The organism is uncultured Acetatifactor sp., assembly GCF_948601915.1.
Classification (GTDB): domain Bacteria; phylum Bacillota; class Clostridia; order Lachnospirales; family Lachnospiraceae; genus Acetatifactor.
Genome location: NZ_CAPDXS010000111.1, coordinates 1 through 18,620, shown reverse-complemented (window position 1 = coordinate 18,620; position 18,620 = coordinate 1). Strand labels below are relative to the sequence as shown.

Annotated in this window: 18 protein-coding genes and 1 tRNA gene; 16 read left to right on the top strand and 3 right to left on the bottom strand. The window is 53.8% G+C overall.

What is annotated here, in order from left to right:
- Positions 1-679, bottom strand: a 679-nt coding sequence (locus Q2B33_RS17265; RefSeq protein WP_300822978.1) for an MCP four helix bundle domain-containing protein, incomplete at its 3' end; no start/stop codon positions are given.
- Positions 680-729: 50 nt separating this feature from the next.
- Positions 730-1,986, bottom strand: a complete 1,257-nt coding sequence (locus Q2B33_RS17260; protein ID WP_300572909.1) for an extracellular solute-binding protein — start codon at positions 1,984-1,986, stop codon at positions 730-732.
- Positions 1,987-2,276: 290 nt separating this feature from the next.
- On the opposite strand from Q2B33_RS17260, the gene Q2B33_RS17255 reads away from it, so the two are divergent.
- The 8 genes from Q2B33_RS17255 to Q2B33_RS17220 all read left to right on the top strand — a co-directional run bounded on the left by Q2B33_RS17255 (position 2,277) and on the right by Q2B33_RS17220 (position 9,876).
- Complete coding sequence (locus Q2B33_RS17255; RefSeq protein ID WP_300572906.1) at positions 2,277-3,104, top strand: pyridoxamine kinase; 828 nt, start codon at positions 2,277-2,279, stop codon at positions 3,102-3,104.
- A gap of 342 nt (positions 3,105-3,446) precedes the next feature.
- Entirely contained in the window at positions 3,447-4,628 is a 1,182-nt protein-coding gene (locus Q2B33_RS17250) for a hypothetical protein (RefSeq protein ID WP_300572903.1), read from the top strand.
- A 633-nt stretch (positions 4,629-5,261) separates the two neighbouring features.
- Entirely contained in the window at positions 5,262-5,819 is a 558-nt protein-coding gene (locus Q2B33_RS17245; RefSeq protein WP_300572900.1) for an RNA polymerase sigma factor, read from the top strand.
- Complete coding sequence (locus Q2B33_RS17240; protein WP_300572897.1) at positions 5,797-6,477, top strand: DUF4367 domain-containing protein; 681 nt, start codon at positions 5,797-5,799, stop codon at positions 6,475-6,477. The genes Q2B33_RS17245 and Q2B33_RS17240 overlap by 23 nt, the downstream gene beginning before the upstream one ends.
- A gap of 97 nt (positions 6,478-6,574) precedes the next feature.
- Complete coding sequence (locus Q2B33_RS17235; RefSeq protein WP_300572894.1) at positions 6,575-6,991, top strand: hypothetical protein; 417 nt, start codon at positions 6,575-6,577, stop codon at positions 6,989-6,991.
- A gap of 74 nt (positions 6,992-7,065) precedes the next feature.
- Positions 7,066-8,691 carry a hypothetical protein gene (locus tag Q2B33_RS17230; RefSeq protein WP_300572891.1) on the top strand — a complete coding sequence of 542 codons (1,626 nt, stop codon included), beginning with the start codon at positions 7,066-7,068 and terminating at the stop codon, positions 8,689-8,691.
- Positions 8,692-8,849: 158 nt separating this feature from the next.
- Entirely contained in the window at positions 8,850-9,638 is a 789-nt protein-coding gene (locus Q2B33_RS17225; protein ID WP_300572888.1) for a hypothetical protein, read from the top strand.
- Positions 9,639-9,684: 46 nt separating this feature from the next.
- The gene (locus tag Q2B33_RS17220) at positions 9,685-9,876 is read left to right on the top strand and encodes a hypothetical protein (protein WP_300572885.1); all 192 of its coding nucleotides are present in this window, start codon (positions 9,685-9,687) and stop codon (positions 9,874-9,876) included.
- A gap of 95 nt (positions 9,877-9,971) precedes the next feature.
- Here the strand turns inward: Q2B33_RS17220 and Q2B33_RS17215 are convergent.
- A tRNA-Ser gene (locus tag Q2B33_RS17215) sits at positions 9,972-10,057 on the bottom strand.
- 178 nt (positions 10,058-10,235) lie between these two features.
- Here Q2B33_RS17215 and Q2B33_RS17210 point away from each other — a divergent pair.
- From Q2B33_RS17210 to Q2B33_RS17175, 8 genes are all read left to right on the top strand, one after another.
- Positions 10,236-11,309, top strand: a complete 1,074-nt coding sequence (locus tag Q2B33_RS17210) for a 6-phosphofructokinase (protein ID WP_296467494.1) — start codon at positions 10,236-10,238, stop codon at positions 11,307-11,309.
- 300 nt (positions 11,310-11,609) lie between these two features.
- Positions 11,610-13,190 carry a DNA polymerase III subunit gamma/tau gene (gene dnaX / locus Q2B33_RS17205; protein ID WP_300572881.1) on the top strand — a complete coding sequence of 527 codons (1,581 nt, stop codon included), beginning with the start codon at positions 11,610-11,612 and terminating at the stop codon, positions 13,188-13,190.
- Positions 13,191-13,194: 4 nt separating this feature from the next.
- Entirely contained in the window at positions 13,195-13,539 is a 345-nt protein-coding gene (locus tag Q2B33_RS17200; protein WP_300572878.1) for a YbaB/EbfC family nucleoid-associated protein, read from the top strand.
- Positions 13,539-14,135 (top strand): recombination mediator RecR, encoded by a 597-nt coding sequence (gene recR / locus Q2B33_RS17195; protein ID WP_300572875.1) that lies wholly within the window; start codon positions 13,539-13,541, stop codon positions 14,133-14,135. The genes Q2B33_RS17200 and recR overlap by 1 nt, the downstream gene beginning before the upstream one ends.
- 89 nt (positions 14,136-14,224) lie before the next feature.
- Complete coding sequence (locus Q2B33_RS17190) at positions 14,225-15,271, top strand: aldose epimerase family protein (protein ID WP_300572872.1); 1,047 nt, start codon at positions 14,225-14,227, stop codon at positions 15,269-15,271.
- 119 nt (positions 15,272-15,390) lie between these two features.
- Positions 15,391-16,623: a LysM peptidoglycan-binding domain-containing protein gene (locus tag Q2B33_RS17185; protein WP_300572869.1), complete on the top strand. Its 1,233-nt coding sequence runs from the start codon at positions 15,391-15,393 to the stop codon at positions 16,621-16,623.
- A 52-nt stretch (positions 16,624-16,675) separates the two neighbouring features.
- On the top strand, positions 16,676-17,881 hold the full coding sequence (locus Q2B33_RS17180) for a DUF5711 family protein (protein ID WP_300572866.1): 1,206 nt from the start codon (positions 16,676-16,678) through the stop codon (positions 17,879-17,881).
- 22 nt (positions 17,882-17,903) lie between these two features.
- A complete protein-coding gene (locus Q2B33_RS17175; protein WP_296467474.1) occupies positions 17,904-18,434 on the top strand; it encodes a CvpA family protein in 531 nt (176 codons plus the stop codon).
- The last annotated feature ends 186 nt before the right edge of the window (positions 18,435-18,620 follow it).

Sequence of the window (18,620 nt, the reverse complement as noted above, 5' to 3'; positions counted from 1 at the left end):
CGGAGCTTTCCTGGATGGTCTTCAGGATGCTCTTGATGGGCGCCACCACATAGACGGATATCAGCCGGAAGTCCGTCAGCACCAGGAGGACGCAGATGACGGCCGCCGCGATGCCCACCACCAGAGAGAAGACATACACCCCGGAGAGGTGGGACCTGGCCTCCAGGGTCTGGGCGCTGATGGACGCGTTCAGGGCGTCGATGTCCGCTTTCATGGCGTCGGCGCCTGCCGCCACATCGCCGTTGGCCATGGCGTAGGCGTCCTGAGTCTTGTGGCCCGCGCTGGCGCACACCAGATGGACCAGGGCATGCTTGAAGGCGGCATAGTCCTCCAGCAGGGAGTCATACTGCGCCCGGTCGTCCTGTACTACAAATGCCTCGTACTGGGAGAGCATATCGTCCAGAAGCGCTTCTTCCTCCTTGATCTGCCGGACCAGGAGAATCATGGTGTCATAATCCGTGGCCACGATGTGGCTTAAGGCCATCTGGTGGATGTCCATGGAGGCCTGGCAGATTTCGGCGAGCCGTTCCTTGCCCTCCATATAGTTGTCGGCGATGTTGGAGGCGCTGGCGTTCACGTTGCGGATATTGAGGACGGAGAGGATGTTGGACAGCAGCGCCACCATGCCCAGCAGGGCGATGGGGATGATCAGTCGATGCTTTAAGCTGATATTTTTCATGATGGACAAATCTCCTTTAGCGTTTGGAAAAATGTGGGGGAGGGCAGGGGTCAGGGAGCCGTGATGCCCGTGACCATGGTGTCCAGCAGTTCCTGGAGGCTCTTCCCCGAGGGGATCCCGGCCAGGATTTCCGCGGTGAAGGCAGCGACAGGCTCCCAGTAATTCCCGCCGATGCGCTGGAGGCAGGAGTGCTCCGACTGGGCCAGAAGCGCCGCGATGGCGGGAGAGCCCTGAACCTCTTCGGAGGCCGCGGCATTTTTGTTGGAGGGGCCCTGGCCCCGCAGACGGAAGCGCAGCGCCTGGTTCTCCTCATTGGTGATCCATTCGGCCAGCTTGGCGGCCCAGTCCCTGTTTTGGGAGTAGGAGTTCACGCCGATGAGCTTATAGCCGGAGAAGGAGGCCATGGGGATCTCCTGCCCCGCGCAGGTGTAGGAGGGGAGCTTGGCGGCCCCGAAGCCGCTGCCCCAGGCCTCCTCCACGGCCACCGCGTTCCAGGTGCCGCTGACGCCTGCCGCGATGGTGCCGTCCTGGACGCCCGCCAGGAACCCGGCGTCATCGGTGCTGAGGAATCCCGGATGCTCCGCCATGGCTGTCATGGCTTTGGCCACATCGGTCCCCTTGACGGGGCCTTCCGTGTCGTTCCAGGTGCAGTAATTGGTGATGCCGTCATCGTTGAGCCCCACGGTGAGGCCGGTGTTGCCGAAGAGGGCGTACACATACCAGCCGGAGGACCATTCCATGGAGACCTTCCGTTCCTGCTCCCCGGCAATGTCCAGCATCCTGTCCCAGGACTGGATGTCTTCCTGGGAGAAGACGCGCTTGTCGTAGTACAGGAAATAGCCGTTGTCGGCGGTGAGGGGATATGCGTACAAAGTATCGTTCACAGAGGCGGCGGAGACGGCCTCCGGCAGATTGGCGGCCCGCAGGGGCTCCGGGTTCTCTATGGGATCCAGGGCCCCTGCGGCCACCAGAGTGTTCAGCTGGTCGTCCGCAAAGGCGAAGACATCCGCGCCGTTTTCCAGGTCTGCCATCAGCGCGTCGGTGCAGTGGCTCTCGCTCTGGGGCTGATATGTAATCTGGAAGTCCGCCTGGCCCCGGTACTTTTCCTGGAAACTGTCAAAAATCTGCAGCAGCAGCTCCTCATCCTCCTCCGCGCCCCAGACGGTCAGCGCCACAGGGCCGGAACCGGAGGGCTGCTCCGCTTCGGAAGGGGCCTTGCCGCCATCGCCCCCGCATCCGGACAGGGAGGCGGCCAGCATAAAAACGGTGGGAAGGAACAGGTGTGATATTCTTTTCGTGGGTTTCATGACATTCTCCGTATATTGCGTATTTTTGTATCTTATTTTACCATTATGTGGAGGGGTTTGCAAATTTTTTTTGGAGAGGCGGCAGCAGGTTTTGTCGTCCGCCGCAGATTCCTCCACACACTGTCCGCGGCCCTGGCCCGGATTGCCTGTGGCAAAAAAATCAATAAACCTATTGACGTAGTATGTAGACAGTGATACGATGTGCCTGGACAGTTCGGAGCAGGCCGGACAAAAATGCGTATCCGGCCCGCAGTCCCCGGCGCGCCGCAACGCGCAGATAGGTATCAATAATGAAAAGAGTATTGACCATACAGGACATCTCATGCCTGGGGAAATGTTCCCTGACCATAGCGCTGCCCGTCATATCCGCCCTTGGCGCCGAGACGGTCATCCTGCCCACGGCAGTCCTGTCAACCCACACCATGTTCCGGAACTTCACCTGCAAGGACCTCTCCGACCAGATCGAGCCGATCGCCGCCCACTGGAAGAGCGAGGGCGTGGCCTTCGACGCCATCTATACCGGATATCTGGGAACCGCCGAGCAGGTTGACCAGATAAAGGAGCTGTTCAGGAATTTCCGGGGTGAAGACACGGTTATAATCGTAGACCCCGTGATGGCGGACAACGGAAAGCTGTACCCGGCCTTTGACATGGACTATGTGAAGAAGAACGCCGAGCTCTGCGCGGAGGCGGACATCATCGTGCCCAACATCACCGAGGCCTCTTTGATGACAGGCATGGAATACAGGGAGGAATACGATGAGTCCTATGTAAAGGAGCTCCTGGCCAGGCTCAATGAGCTGGGCGCAGGCATCAGCGTCCTCACCGGCGTCTCCCTGGAGAAGGGTAAGACCGGGGTGATGGGCTATGAGCGGGAGACCGGGGAGTATTACATTTACCAGAACCGGAGGATCGACGCTGCCTATCACGGCACGGGAGACCTTTTCACCAGCACCTGCGTGGGGCAGATCCTGAGAGGGCTAAACTGGCGGGACGCCATGCGCATCGCAGCGGATTACACCGCCCACACCATAGAAGTGACCCTGCAGAATCCGGACAAGCCCTGGTACGGCGTGGATTTCGAGGCCACGATTCCGGAGCTGCTCGCCATGAAATAAAGAGGAACAAAATAAGCAAAACGTTGCAGCAAGGGAGACTTCCTGTCAGAGACGGCAGGAAGTTTTTGCTTTGCAGTGAAAAAGCTGGGGATCGCCCCCTTGCCACGCTGCGTCCAAGACACAGCGGAAAGGGGACTGGCGCGTCCCGGCATAGCGAAAGATTCGAATGATACTCAGTGGATGAAAATTGTCTAATTATTGTTTGCCTGTTTATTTTTTGATAATTGCTCCGATATGCAAGATAGAATTGAATATTGAGTCAAGGATGGCGTTTTTTCTTAAGGATAGAAATTATCAGAGAATAACGCTATTTTTATTGAAATGATTCAGGAGGGAAGGAAAATGGTAAGTACATATCATCAATATATCAGCAGTCCTTTGTGGGAGGGTAGGCGTTACGGGAAAGAACAGTTTTTCTCCCCCTTGAAGGATATGAGGGAGCAGACTATTCTGATTGAGAAAAACGAGGAAAATAAAAATGACAGCTACCGGCAGAGAACAAAGTACGATGATCAAGTGGATTGCTATTTCGGTTCAAGCAATCTGAGTTCTTTGATAGGTAATCAGGATAGCTATCTGGAAGGGAAGCTGAATTCTGCGGATGATGTGGACTGCTATGCATTCTCTTATATTCAGAGGGCTCTTTATGACAGAATGGGTATTTCTTCAAAAATCACAATACGTCTGGAGAACTTAACAGAAGGATGTGACTATGACCTGCTGGTCTATGATAAGGATGGAAACCAGATTGGAATAGCACAAAAGAACGGTGATGGCAGCAGTGAGTGGACACTGCCGGAATGGGACCATGGAAGGGATTATGTGATTCGTGTGGAAAACCGTAACGGTGAAGCAGCAGATACGGAAGGAACCTACCGCATCCAGATCACGGAAGAAAGAACACAGAACCGGACACAGGAGCAGTCAGGGGTTCTGGATCGGACAGTACGGGAAGACAAGGCTGGTTATGCAAAAGAAGTGGATAGACTGCATGATGAGCAGTACCATGCCTTACCAGAGGAAGACCGCTATCAGGGCGATGAGAGTGTGGAAGAATTGCTGAAGCGGATGGCTTCGGGGGAGAGGCTTAGTAAACAAGAACTGGAGTATCTGAAGATTTATGCAAACCTTCATGACTATGAGAGGGCGGAGGCTGGAGACAGACTTCAGAATAAGCTATATCCTGAAATTGTGGACAGATTGAAACAGGCGGTCATAGAGCTGGAGGGGAAAGTCTGGGAGCTGGAGATAAATGCCTATGGAAAAGTGACCATTTCCGGAGAACTGACAGAAGAAGAAAAAGAGCAGGCGGAGAAGATACTGGAAGAAGAATTTGAGGATCGGCTATGGGATACTTATATGCAGGCATCAGGTATGGATTCAAAAAGATACAATCAGATAAGTGCTTACCGTGAAATCAGCAGTTTCCTCCAAAAAGCGACCAATGGGCAGTATAAATGGGAGGATATATATAAAGATACGGATAAATCCGGAAATCGCCGGTCTTCCAGGCAGGTTATGTGAGTTATTGAACTCTCAGGAGAGCAATGGAAAGTATGAACAGCTGCGGGATGATATTTTTTTGCTCTGGTCTGCTGGGGGCTGGTCTGAAGAAAACAATCAGACTGCAAAGGGCTGGACTGATTTTCGGGTGAAGTATCAGTCAAACGGTACGAAGATGAACATAGTTGGCTAAAGCATTACAATTTATACTGCGCACCGGTTAACTTTACAGTGCAACCAGACTGCAGACCGCCAGCCAGGCACTTTCCCAGGGACACCACTGTAAATCCTGGCGGTCTGCAGCATAATATCAAAATAACAGCGTAAAGGCGCATGGAACAGTAAATTGTAAACCATGCGTCTTTTTTGATGTGTGCCTGCACACATTGCCCAACAAGAAGGAACATGAGCGACAACATTCAGACCAACACCACAGGGCGATTAACGCCTTGTCTACAACAGAAGATTGACAAGACAGGGTATTTGGTCGAGGTACTCAAGCCTGCAATTTCTGACAGAGTAGACTATATCCAACGATATATAGAGCCATTTGTCTCTTCTTTTTAAATTTTTCCTGATTTATGTAACAAAACGACAGATATCATCCGTTATTATTAATGAGAGAATAAATACCGGGCTTTTCATGGAGAAAAGATGATATTACTGACGATAACAGACAATCCAAAGGACAGGACGAAATTCTGCATCCTTTATGAAAAATACAGATACCTGCTGCACAAGGTAGCTATGGATGTTCTGCATGACCGGTACTTGGCGGAGGATGCGGTGCAGAGCGCTTTTATAAAGATAGCCGATAACATTGCGAAGGTAGGGGAGATTGACAGCAGACAGACCAAGAGCTACCTGATCGTAATCGCAAAGAATGCGGCCATAGATATAAGCAGAAAGCGGAAGAGGCAGATGAAGAGGGAAATCAATGCGGATGAAATAGGAGAGGAGAAGCTGCCCGCAGTCTGCATGGAATCAGATCTGGAGAATGGAGTGCTGGATATACTGAAAAATCTCCCGGAAAAATACAGGGACGTCTTCCTTTTGAAATATTCCGCGGAGATGGAGAACAGCGAGATAGCGAAAGTATGCGGGATAAAAGAAGCCACCGTCAGACAGCGGATTGCCAGAGGGAAAGTATTGATTGAAAACGAGATAAGGAATCTGGAGGCGAGCAGGCATGAAACAGATAGAGGTGACTGACGAATGGCTCTGCAAGTACATGCCGATTGTGGGCGAAGCGGTTATCAGGGAGCTGGAGGAGGGTACGGACTATGGGTATCGGTTCTCTGCGAAATTTGAGCGGAGGATGAAGCTCATGCTCTGGAAGGAGGAGCATCCATGGATCCGCGCCGCTTACAGACAGCTCAAACGTACAGCGGTCCTGAGCATCTGTGTGGCTGTAGGCCTACTGATATTGACAATGAGCGCTGAGGGGAATCGAATGAAGCTGTTCGACACGATCAGGACTTTGCGGGAGGATTCGGCGGAATATACATATTTTACGGATGAGGAGGAGGGGGAATTTCGGAAGAGGGAACCGGCATATTTGCCGGAAGGTTATGAAGAAGTGAAGAGAAGTTCGAATGGGATTGGTTTTCATTTGGTTTTTGAAAACAGTTTTGGTGAAATGATAACATGGAGACAGCTGCTTGTTTCAGATGGCGATAGTGTTGTTATGGACACAGAGTATGATTCCCAGATGACTTGCGAGGTAGATGGGAAGTTTGTTACTACATATTTGTATTCTGACGGGTTTAAATGTGCGTATTGTGAATACAAGGAATATGTGTATATAATGACGGCTGATGATATAACAATAGACGAAATTTGCAAAATGTTTCAATTTGCAGAAGAATAAAATGGCTTGAAAATGTAACATGTGTAAGATTTGAGTTCGTTATAATTAATGAGGCAAATTTATTATAGAAGATTAAAGAGGAAAGGAGGAAAAACATATGCAAAAGCTGATTCGTAAAATAATAGGAATTATGATATGTGTCTGTATACTGGCATACGGAACTGAACCATCAATGGTAGTCTGTGCAAAGGAAGCAGAGCAGCAGAACGAAGCAAGAATGACATACATATCATCTTATGATGTTGGGTTTTCCGTCTCTGCTGATGGCATTGTGTCAATATCAGGGTCAGTTACAGGTAAGTCAGGCGTTACGCATGCTTATGTAAAGGTTACTTTGCAGAAGAGTGTATCAGGAACATGGCAAAATGTAGAGTCTTGGGAAGAGTCCAGCGACAGCCGGCATGTGAGTGTGGAGATTACCCATCAGGTTTCCAGAGGGACATACCGTGCTGTAATGACATGTAGCGCAAATGGTGAAACTCAATCCAAGATATCAGCGACAAAGACATATTAGTGTCACCCATTTAAAACTGAATATGGCAGAAAACAGCGATGAAAATTTTGGTAAGCGATTTGAGGAGGCGGAAAATGAGAAAAAAAGGAATAAAAAGACTATTGGCATTGTGTCTGGCATTATGTATATGTTTGCCGACGACAGTCCTTGCGCAAGAAGCAGATTTTCCGGAAAGTGAGTATGCGCAGGAAAATGTAACGGTTCAGGTGCCTCCCTTATATGAACCGGCTTCTGAAGGAGAAATGAGTGATTTATATGAAGAAGTATTGCGTGTAGATGAGAGTCAGGAATATATTTCTAATAATATGGAGAGACCTTATGATGGGAAAGAATACACTGTAACCAATGTGCCAGGTGGTCCAGTGGCATACGCAACGGAAGAAAACACCGATCCGAACAATGCATATCTTGCAGTCAACGGCAATACAGTGCAGGGAACCCTGACACAGACAGGGGAAATGAGATGGTACGGATTTATCCTTAACCAAACCAGCAAGATATCTATATTAGTTCAGACGCTTGAAGATGTAGATGCTGATTTGTATGTGTTTAAATTGGACCAGGCATCATATGAGCTCAATCTTATTGGTGGGAGCGTGACAGCGGGAGCTGGCGTACAGGAATATTGTACAGGAATTATTGATGAAGGAATATATTATTTTGCTATTACAGCTTATGAGGGAAGCGGTGCATATGCGTTTGCCTATTATGCATCACAGGATTTGAATTATGAACCAAATGACAGTTTAGACACTGCGGCAGAGGTTGACGCTAACAGTACAGTTACCGGAATCATTGACAGCCCGTTTGATACAGATATTTATAAAATTACTCTGAATTCGCCTGTTGTGATGAGGATAACGGTGGACGTTGGCGATTATAAGTACGATGTACTTGCTATAGACGAGAATGCAAGGATGTTCAAGATTTCCCAAAAGGAGGATTTGTATCGTTTAGAGGCAGGCACACATTACTTCCGTGTTCAGAGCAGGGACTATACATACGATATTGATAGAACCTATAGTATAAAGTTTGATAAGATTGCAAATGTATCTGCTGATCCTAAGGCGACTGTGTATATGGTAAACGAACCGACTAAGATTGTATTTCAGTGCAGCGTAGCGGGTGACCATATGTATGTAAATGGCAATGAAATAGATATATACTACTATTACACCAGAGACCGGAGCACTTCGCAAGGGTCCCGGCGTTACAGCATCAGTATGTTGAATGTTGATTCACTGCGTGCGGTTATTTATGAGAAAGATATGATAGCTTTGAATGAGGATCTAGCTAAAAAATATCTGCCCACACATGCAATTCCTACTCCCATTGGAAATGCGCAGATACAGATGCCGACATCTGTTTTTTATCGGGGAGGTTCTGCGGGCACCGGAGAGACTGAGTTGCATGTATTGCAGTTGTCTTTAGTGAGCGACCAGGAAGATGATGAGTGTTTTTATAGGTTTAACTGCTATTGTACAGGAGCATTTATAGATGAGTATTTATGTACAAATTTGAATTGGGGTACGGTATTTATCAATCCAAACACAGGTAAGGCGATTGATATTTATTACTTTAATTATCTTTATGATTTGATTGGGGGGACAGCAAATAAATTATCTTTCCTCTCAACTCATATGACAAAAAGCAGATATTTATATCCATACTATGATGGAAAAGACCCAGAAGAATGGTAATATGTACTAGGGCCTCTGCTGAATGATGGAGAGCGTTCACGCATATAAAGGTACAAGGTAAGCCATGGTTTTCCTTGTACCTTTGGGTGTTATATATAATAGAACTTAATAATAGAATCTTGTCTTGGACTATAGGACTTTGAATGGAGGGACAGCACATGAAAATCTTGGAAATGAATCAAAAGCCCAATGCATATCCTGCAAACCCAGCGCCAAATCAAGCGCAAGGGGATAAAGGCATAGAACTGAAAAGAGCCTTCGAAAATATTCCGGAGGCGGAGGTCTCGATTTCAAAAGAGGGCATGGCTGCATGGGAAGAGGCGGCAGCCAGAAGAACAGGCTGCTTTGGCGCAATGACAGGAATTGATGAAAATCTGGAGAGAATTACCCGGGCACAGACAAATGAAGTTTCTTTTGAGCATTTAATGGAATTCGGCTCTGTAATGAAAGAGGTTGAGAAAAAATACAAAAACGGAGGAGAAGGGGTTGACTCCTTTATGAAAACAATTGCCGAGACATACGAGATTATGTACCGCAGGATTGTGGAGCAGCATAAGGATGGAGACCGGGAAGTGGATTATGAACTGTCAGGCAAGGGATTCTTATCTTTGGAGGAGGATCTGGCAGGACTCGGCGAGGCATATGATTACTGGTCGCAATTTGTAGAGGCTCATATTCTCATTCAACAAAGGATAAAAGGCTGGGAGCCGGCCGGCGTCATTTCGCTCGACGGGGAACAGGGACGCAAAAAGGACAAGAAGTTTCTGGGTGAGGAGTATAACGCCTATCGCCGCGATGCACTGGATATCATGAGGCGCGGGAAAGAGGATTTTCTGGCCACCTTTCGGGCGCTCAATGGCGATAAAGGGATTATGGCAGGCATCATGAACAGGCTTATGGACCAAAGCGTTGGATTTTGGGAAAAGACGCAAGAGCTGTGGTCGTGAGATGAAAAGAGGGGGGAGGGCAGAATGATTAAACCGGGAGGTTACAATGGAAGAAGAGCTGGAGGCCCTGCGGGAACGGTATGAAGCAAGAGCGAATAATCTGGAAGAGCTGCACAGATTGTCCTGCTCTGCGAGGAAAGGCATCTCAGAGACGCATTCCCAGTGGGCGGAGATAAGCTTTATCAGCCTCCCTGTTCGTCAGCAGGTATCAGGATTCCGGACTGAAGAAGCCAGGTAATCCGATTTTGTAAAGCCCTTGTCAGCGGCTGATAAAAACGTTCTGCGAAAGAAGCCCCCAGGCAGCGAAACCTGCCTGAGGGCTTTTTCATGTAGCGGAGTCGGCGGGATTCGAACCCGCGTGCCCCGGAGGGCAAACGCATTTCGAGTGCGCCCCGTTATGACCGCTTCGATACGACTCCAAATTCCGGCGGACATCCATCCACTTCCCCTATTCTATAGTATCCCCACGATTTTTGCAAGCCCGAAAACAGTTTTTTTACAGAAAGGTTGCAAAATGTCCCCAAAAAGGGTAAAATTTTATACAGACAAGTGTGCAAATCCAAACACCCAAATATAAATGATAGGAGGACATGAGACATGAAGAGAATCGGTATGTTGACCAGCGGCGGAGACTGCCAGGCGCTGAACGCGGCCATGAGGGGCGTGGTGAAGACGCTGTACAACAGTGAAGAGCAGGTGGAGATCTACGGCTTCAAGGACGGCTACAGGGGCCTGATCTACAGCAAGTTCCAGATGCTCACCGGCAAGGACTTCTCCGGCATCCTGACCAAGGGCGGCACCATCCTGGGCACCTCCCGGACCCCTTTCAAGACCATCCAGGATCCCGATGAGAACGGCCTGAACAAGGTGGAGGCCATGAAGCAGAACTACTACAAGCTCCAGCTTGACTGCCTGGTGGTCCTGGGCGGCAACGGCACCCACAAGACGGCCAACCTCCTGAGCAAGGAAGGCCTCAATGTCATCACCCTGCCCAAGACCATCGACAACGACCTCTGGGGCACGGACATGACCTTCGGCTTCCAGAGCGCAGTGGACATCGCCACCGACGCCATCGACTACATCCATACCACGGCGGCGTCCCACAGCCGTGTCTTCATCGTGGAGGTCATGGGCCACAAGGTGGGATGGCTGACCCTGAACGCCGGCATGGCCAGCGGCGCGGACATCATCCTGATTCCTGAGATCCCCTACGACATCAAGAAGGTGGTGGAGAAGATCGAGGACAGGAACAAGCGCGGCAGCGGCTTCACCATCATCGCCGTGGCGGAGGGCGCCATCTCCAAGGACGACGCCAAGCTCTCCAAGAAGGAATACAAGAAGAAGCTGGAGAAGATGACGCATCCTTCCGTATCCTATGAGCTGGCCGAGGCCATCCAGAAGAAGACAGGCATCGAAGTCCGCGTCACCGTTCCCGGCCACATGCAGCGCGGCGGCAGCCCCTGCCCTTACGACCGTGTGTTCGCCAGCCGCCTGGGCGCGGAGGCCGGCAAACTGATACTGGACAACCAGTACGGATTTATGGTAGGATACAAGAACCGCGAAGTGGTGCGCGTCCCCTTGGAGGACGTGGCAGGCAAGCTCAAAGCCGTGTCCCCGGACGCTTCCATCGTGAAGGAGGCCAAGCTTTTGGGCATCTGCTTCGGCGACTGACGAGGCTGGCCGGAAAGGCGTAGGGCGGGGCGCGTATCGACCGGATTTATTCCCGCGGGCAATGAGCCAAGCGGCCGTGCTCGCACGGCCAGTCGGCGAATGCCGCGAGGGTCAAATACTGCTCTGCAGCGTTGCAAGCTTGATGCCCCGTTGCTTGCAGCGGGGCATTTGATTCATGGAAAATGAATCCCCTCCATGGGCGGCGCACCCGCCGTTTCGGGGGAGGGGACGGCTTGCAGTAGTGGAAGGCATGCGCAGGCGTGCCTTCCATATATTCGGCGCATAGTGAGGGAGAATTCTATGTCATACATGGCGCTATACCGGAAGTTCCGCCCGGACACCCTTGCGGACGTAAAAGGCCAGGACCATATCGTGACCACGCTGAAGAACCAATTGGCGGCGGGACGCATCGGGCATGCCTATCTGTTCACCGGCACCCGCGGCACGGGCAAGACCACCGTGGCCAAGATCCTGGCCCGGGCAGTGAACTGCGAGAACCCCTCGACAGAGGGCCCCTGCGGGGAGTGCCGCATCTGCCGTGCCATCGCCGCAGGGGCCAGCATGAACGTGATCGAGATCGACGCCGCCTCCAACAACGGCGTGGACAATATACGGGAAATCGTAGACGAAGTGTCCTATTCCCCGGCGGAGGGCAAGTACAAGGTCTACATCATTGATGAGGTGCATATGCTGTCCGCAGGAGCCTTCAACGCCCTGCTGAAGACCCTGGAGGAGCCGCCCTCCTATGTGATCTTCATCCTGGCCACCACGGAGGTGCACAAGCTCCCCATCACCATCCTCTCCCGGTGCCAGAGATATGATTTCAAGCGCATCCCCATCGACACCATCGCGGACAGGCTGCGGGAGCTCACCGGACAGGAGGGCGTGCAGGTGGAGGAGAAGGCCCTGCGCTACATCGCAAAGACCGCGGACGGCTCCATGCGGGACGCCCTGAGCCTCCTGGACCAGTGCATCGCCTTCCACCTGGGCCATGAACTCACCTACGACAAGGTGCTGGACGTGCTGGGGGCGGTGGACACGGAGGTGTTCAGCAGACTCCTGCGCGGTATACTGGATAGAAATGTGCTGGGATGCGTACAGCTCCTGGAGGAGATCGTGATGCAGGGCAGGGAGCTGACCCAGTTCGTCACGGACTTCACCTGGTATCTGCGCAACCTGATGCTGGTGCAGGCCTCCGACAACCTGGAGGACGTCATCGACATGAGCACGGACAATTTAAAGCGCCTGAAGGAAGAGTCCGCCATGGCGGACATGGACAGGATCGTCCGCTTCATCCGGATTTTCTCCGAGCTCTCCGGCCAGATCCGCCAGTCGGCCCAGAAGCGCATCCTGGTGGAGATTGCTCTGATCAAGCTCTGCAGGCCCGAGATGGAGGCGCAGCCGGACGCCATGCTGGACCGCATCCGGCAGGTGGAGGATAAGCTGGAGAAGGGCGTGGTGGTGGCGGCCCCGGGAAGCGCCGGGAACCAGGCGGCAGGCGGCAGCGCGCCGTCCCCGGGGAGCCCCGCCCCCAGACCGGAGCTCCCCCGGGCCATTCCCGAGGACGTGAAGCGGATCGTGTCCAGCTGGCCCGCCATCGTGGGCAGCGCGGAGAACCCCATGCGGATCTACCTCAAAACCGCCAGGCTCAGCCTGGGCGGGGATAATCGGCTCATGGTGGTGTTCGAGGACGGCCTGGCCTCTGACTACTTTACCAGGCAGCCGGAGCACAAGGCGCTGCTGGAGGCATTGCTCAGCGATTTCTCCGGGAAGGAGATAGAGGTCACCATCCAGACGGTGGGGGAGGCACAGCAGTTTGAAGACAATTTTGTAGACATATCAAAGGTGATCCAGATGGAAATAGAGGAAGAGGAGGACTGAAACAATGGCAAAAAGAGGAGGATTCCCCGGAGGCGGCATGCCCGGGAACATGGCCAACCTGATGAAACAGGCCCAGAGGATGCAGCGCCAGATGGAGGAAGGACAGAAGGAGCTGGAGACCAGGGAATTTGCGGCCGCTGCGGGAGGCGGCGCGGTGGAGGCCACGGTCAGCGGCAAGAAGGAGCTTTTGAAGATCGCTCTGAAGGAAGAGGTGGTGGATCCGGAGGACGTGGAGATGCTCCAGGATTTGATCGTGGCAGCGGTGAACGAGGCCCTGCGTAAGGCCGAGGAGGCCAGCAGCGAGCTCATGGGCAAGATGACCGGGGGCCTGGGAGGCATGCCCTTCTGATGGAGCTTTACAGCGGACATATCAACAAATTAATAGAAGAGCTGGCGGCCCTCCCGGGCATCGGCAGCAAATCCGCCCAGCGTCTGGCCTTCCACCTGATAGGCATGCCCAGGGACAAGGTGAAGCGCCTGGCGGACGTGATCGTGGAGGCCAGGGACAACGTCCGCTACTGCCGGGAATGCTTCACCCTGACGGACAGGGAGGTATGCCCTGTCTGCGCCAACCAGAAGAGGGACCATAAGCTCATCATGGTGGTGGAGAATGTCAGGGATCTGGCGGCCTATGAGAAGACCGGCAGATACGAGGGCGTGTACCATGTGCTCCATGGGGCCATCTCCCCCATGCTGGGCATCGGCCCCGGGGACATCCGCCTGAAGGAGCTGATGGAGCGGCTGCGGGGCGAGGTGGAGGAGGTCATCATCGCCACCAACTCCAGCCTGGAGGGCGAGACCACGGCCATGTACATCGCCAAGCTCATCAAGCCCACGGGCATCAGAGTGACCCGCATCGCCAGCGGCGTGCCGGTGGGCGGGGATCTGGAATACATCGATGAAGTGACGCTGCTGCGGGCGCTGGAAGGCCGGACGGAAGTGTGAGGGAAGCCCGCCGGAGGGGCCAAGCTCGCGCGGCGCTATGCCTGCACCAGCGTGTTTGCGCGGAAATCCGCGCAGTGAGGAGGACGAATATGGCAGTTACAATCAGTTCTTTCGGAAAATATCCGGATGGGAGAGAGATCTCGCTCTATACCATGGAAAACGGCAATGGCATGCGGGTGTCGGTGGCCAACATAGGCGCGGCCCTGGTCCGGGTGGAGGTCCCCGACAGGGAGGGGCGCCTGGCGGACGTGGTGCTGGGCTTTGACCGGGCGGAGGACTACCTGGAAAACGGGTGCTTCTTCGGCGTGGTGATCGGCCCCAGCGCCAACAGGATCGGCAACGCCTCCTTTGACCTGGACGGCGCCACCTATCCCTTGAAGGCCAACGACGGGGCCAACAACCTCCACAGCGACAGAGAGCGGGGCTGGCACAAAGCTTTCTGGGAGGCCGCCGTGGGAGAAGACAGCGTCACCTTCCGCCTGGAGGACGCGCCGGACAACATGGGCTTCCCCGGGACGAAGCGGGCGGAGGTCACCTATTCCCTGAATGAGGAGAACGAGCTGCGGCTCCACTATCATGCCGTGAGCGATAAGAGGACGATCCTGAACCTGACCAACCATTCCTACTTCAACCTGGAGGGCCATGGCAGCGGCTCCATAGAGGGGCATGCCCTGCGGCTGGGCGCGTCCCGCTACACCCCGGCGGACGCAGGCTCCATCCCCACCGGAGAGGTCGCCCCGGTGGACGGTACGCCCATGGACTTTACGACTCCCGAGAGGATAGGGGAGCGGATAGACGCCGACTTCCGGCAGCTCCGGTACGCCGGCGGGTATGACCACAACTGGGTGATAGACGGCTGGGACGGGACGCTGCGCCATTTCGCCACCCTGAAGGCTCCCGTCAGCGGCAGGACGATGGAGGCCTATACCACCCTGCCCGGGGTGCAGTTCTACGCGGGCAACTTCATAGAAGAAGAGAGCGGAAAAGAGGGCGCCACCTACAGGCGCCGGGGCGGGCTGTGCCTGGAGACCCAGTATTTCCCCGATTCCGCCAACAAGCCGCAGTTCCCCTCCTGCATCTTCGGCGGGGACAGGGAGTATGACTCCGTGACGGTCTACCGGTTCGGCCTGGACTGACGCGCGGGAGTGCCGCAAAGATTGTCGAAGAGTTCTTGTCCCACCGCGACAAGGATCGCTAAAATACCTCGCATACCGATGCTATGATTAGTACAAACGGTATGGGAGGTGTTTTTTGTATGGAATTGCCCAAGAACATTACACAGATCGGAGAAACGAATCCTCATTGCAAGATATATGTGGAGGATTATGTCATTTCCTATATCAGGCAGCTGAATCAGTATGCCCGGGAAAAGGGGCTGGCAGTGGCGCTGTACGGTACGAAGAGGGAGGAGGGCGAGATTACATATCTGTTCCTCTACGGGGCCTGCAAGCTGAACTTCCTCCAGAGGGAATGCCGCCACCTGTCCCAGGCGGTGTGCCAGGAGGTGGAGAAGCAGCGCAGGAAATATTTTTCCGACTATGTGTTCCTGGGCTACCGCCTGCTGGACGGGGAGATGGTGGAGGGGTTCCATATCTGCGAACAGGGCGTGTGCCGCTACGTGGAGGGCTATGCGCAGTTTTATGAGAAGAACGACCAGATGCTGGCCTTCATGCTGGACGACCGCCAGGGGGAGGCCAGGCCCGAGGAGGTGCCCCAGGAAAAATACGACATGGTGAAAAAAAGGCAGGAGGAGCGCCGGGCCCTGGCGGAGGAAAAAGCGGGACATGCCTTCCGGAAGAGCGCCCCCGACAAAGATTCAAGGCCCGCCATGCCCCTGCGGAACATGAAGCTGGCTGCGGCCGCCGCGTTCGTGCTCCTCTGCGGGGCGGGCTTTGCCACCATGGGGGGCGGACAGGGGCTGGACCGGCTGCAGGCGGACGTGAAGCAGTTGATGGAGGACATGTCCCGGAAACAACTGCCCGACGCGGTGGAGGTGTCGGGCGGCAACGCCCAGGTGGGGACCATCGTGGCGGAGGACAAGCTGACGGACGCGATCCGGAAGGAGAACACGGCCGCGGGCACGGAAGGGACGGAGGGGCAGCAGCCATCGGATCCGGAACCGGCTCTGCCGGAGGGAAGCGGGCAGTCCGCCACAGTTCCGCCGGCATCGGAGGAGGCCGCCGGACAGCCTGCCCCGGAACCCACCGAAGCGCCCACCCCGGAGCCCACCCCGGAGCCCACCCCGCAGCCGACTCCGGAGCCCACCGAAGCGCCCACCCCGGAGCCCACCCAGGAACCGCCCGCAGCCCCTGCCGGAGCCCCGGCTGCGGAGATGGTGGCCTATATCGTGCGCAAGGGGGACACCATGACGGATATCTGCATCCGGCAGTACGGCAGCGACGCCCGGGTGGCGGAAGTATGCGCCCTCAACAATATCAACGATCCGGATGACATCAAGGAAGGGGAAAAAATTTTTTTACCACAATGAGGATTATGTGATATAATAGCACCACGTACCATACTGAAAGCCGGGAGGAACCATGGCAGACATCAGAAGCTACATGAAAGAGAAAGAAAAGCGAGAAAAACGGGAGAAGAAGCAGACCGACTACAAAGAAAAGATAGCGCGCCACAAGCTGGCCTCCGTATACCGGGTCATCCTGATTCTTGTGCTCCTGGCGGCCTTCGCCGTTTTTCTGGTGGTACAATATAGACGGCGCACCTATACGGACTACGACACCATAGCCACCATCCCCAGAGAATCTGTGAGCGGCGCCACGGACGTGAAGCTGGGCAGCGCCATCCTGACCTACAGCAAGGACGGCGCGCACTGCACGGATTCCAGAGGGAGTGTGACCTGGAACCAGACCTTCGAGATCCAGGACGTGATACTGGCCAGGAACAGGGGGACCGTGGCCATAGGGGAATACAACGGAAGGAGCATCTACCTGGCGGACTCGGAAAAGCTGCTGGGGGAGATAACGACGGCCATGCCTGTCCGCCAGCTGAGCGTATCCGAGAACGGGTATGTGACGGCGGTGCTGGCCGACACCGACATCACCTGGATCAACACCTACGACAGCAGCGGCGAGATGATACGGGAGAGCAGGACGCACATGGACGATTCGGGATATCCCATGGCCCTCAGCCTCTCCCCCAACGGGGAGCTGCTCCTGGTGGCCTATGTCTATGTGGACGCCGGGATCCTCCGGACGAAAATCGCCTTTTATAACTTCGGCCGGGTAGGCGAGAACTACAGCGACGGCCTGGTGAGCAGCTATGTGCTCACGGATACGGTAGTCCCTTACGTAGGCTTTCTGAACGATGAAACCGCGTTTTCGGTGGGGGACAACAGGCTGACGATCTATTCCGGCGGATATGTGCCGGAGGAGGCGGCAGGCCATCTCTACGACAGGGAGATAAGGTCGGTCTTCTACGGCGACAGATATATCGGCCTGGTGTTCCTCTCGGACAACAACGAAAACAGGTATCAGCTCAAGGTCTACGATACGGAGTCCGACAAGGCCAAAGATTTCTACTTCGACATGGACTATACGGACATCTTTTTCGGCAGGGACAATTTCGTGATATATAATGAGGCGGAATGCCAGATCATGACCATGGGAGGGACGGAGAAGTTCCGGGGGAGCTTTTCCAAGACAGTGCGGCTGATGGCCCCTGTGGGGAATACATACAAATATATGCTGGTGACAGATGATTCGATCGATACCATACAATTAAAATGACAGACATAAAGAGGAGAAAGAGATGAACGAATGGAACCTGAACGTAATGCTGATAATCGCGGCGATTGCCGTCCTGATCAAAATGGTGGACGGATACCGGAAGGGAATGGTGAAGGAGGTCATTTCCCTGGTCTCCCTGGTGGTGCTCAGCGTGGTGGCCGCCCTGCTGGCCTACGGGGTGAACAGCTATCATGACGGCAAGGTATTCAATGTGGTGGCGATCGCCGTCCTGCTTATCCTGCTTCTGGTGGCCCACCATCTCCTGGGCCTTGTGTTCTTCTCGGCGAAGCTGGCCACGAAGCTGCCGGTGGTGCATTTCCTGGACAAGCTGCTGGGCATCGTGTTCGGGGCGTTCGAAGTGGTCCTGGTGCTGTGGACGCTCTATGCGCTCATGATGATGATGGACATAGGCGTTGTAGGAGAGTTCATCCGGGAACACACCCAGAGGAGCGAGATCCTGAAATGGATATACGACCACAACTATCTGGCGAAGGGAATCGAGGGCTTCCTGGACCGGTTCCGGTTCATCCCGCTGATAGGGGAGATTCTGTAAAAAATTTAAAAATGTCGTTGACAAATAAAAGGGTACAGTGCTATAATGTAACCCTAGCAAAAATGAATGATTTTTGCAGAAAAAAATAGCAAAAAAAATTGCAAAAAGTTGTTGACAAAAGCGGAAAGCTGTGATATCCTATCAAAGTTGCCGCTGATGAAGACGGCACAGCACCTTGACAAATGA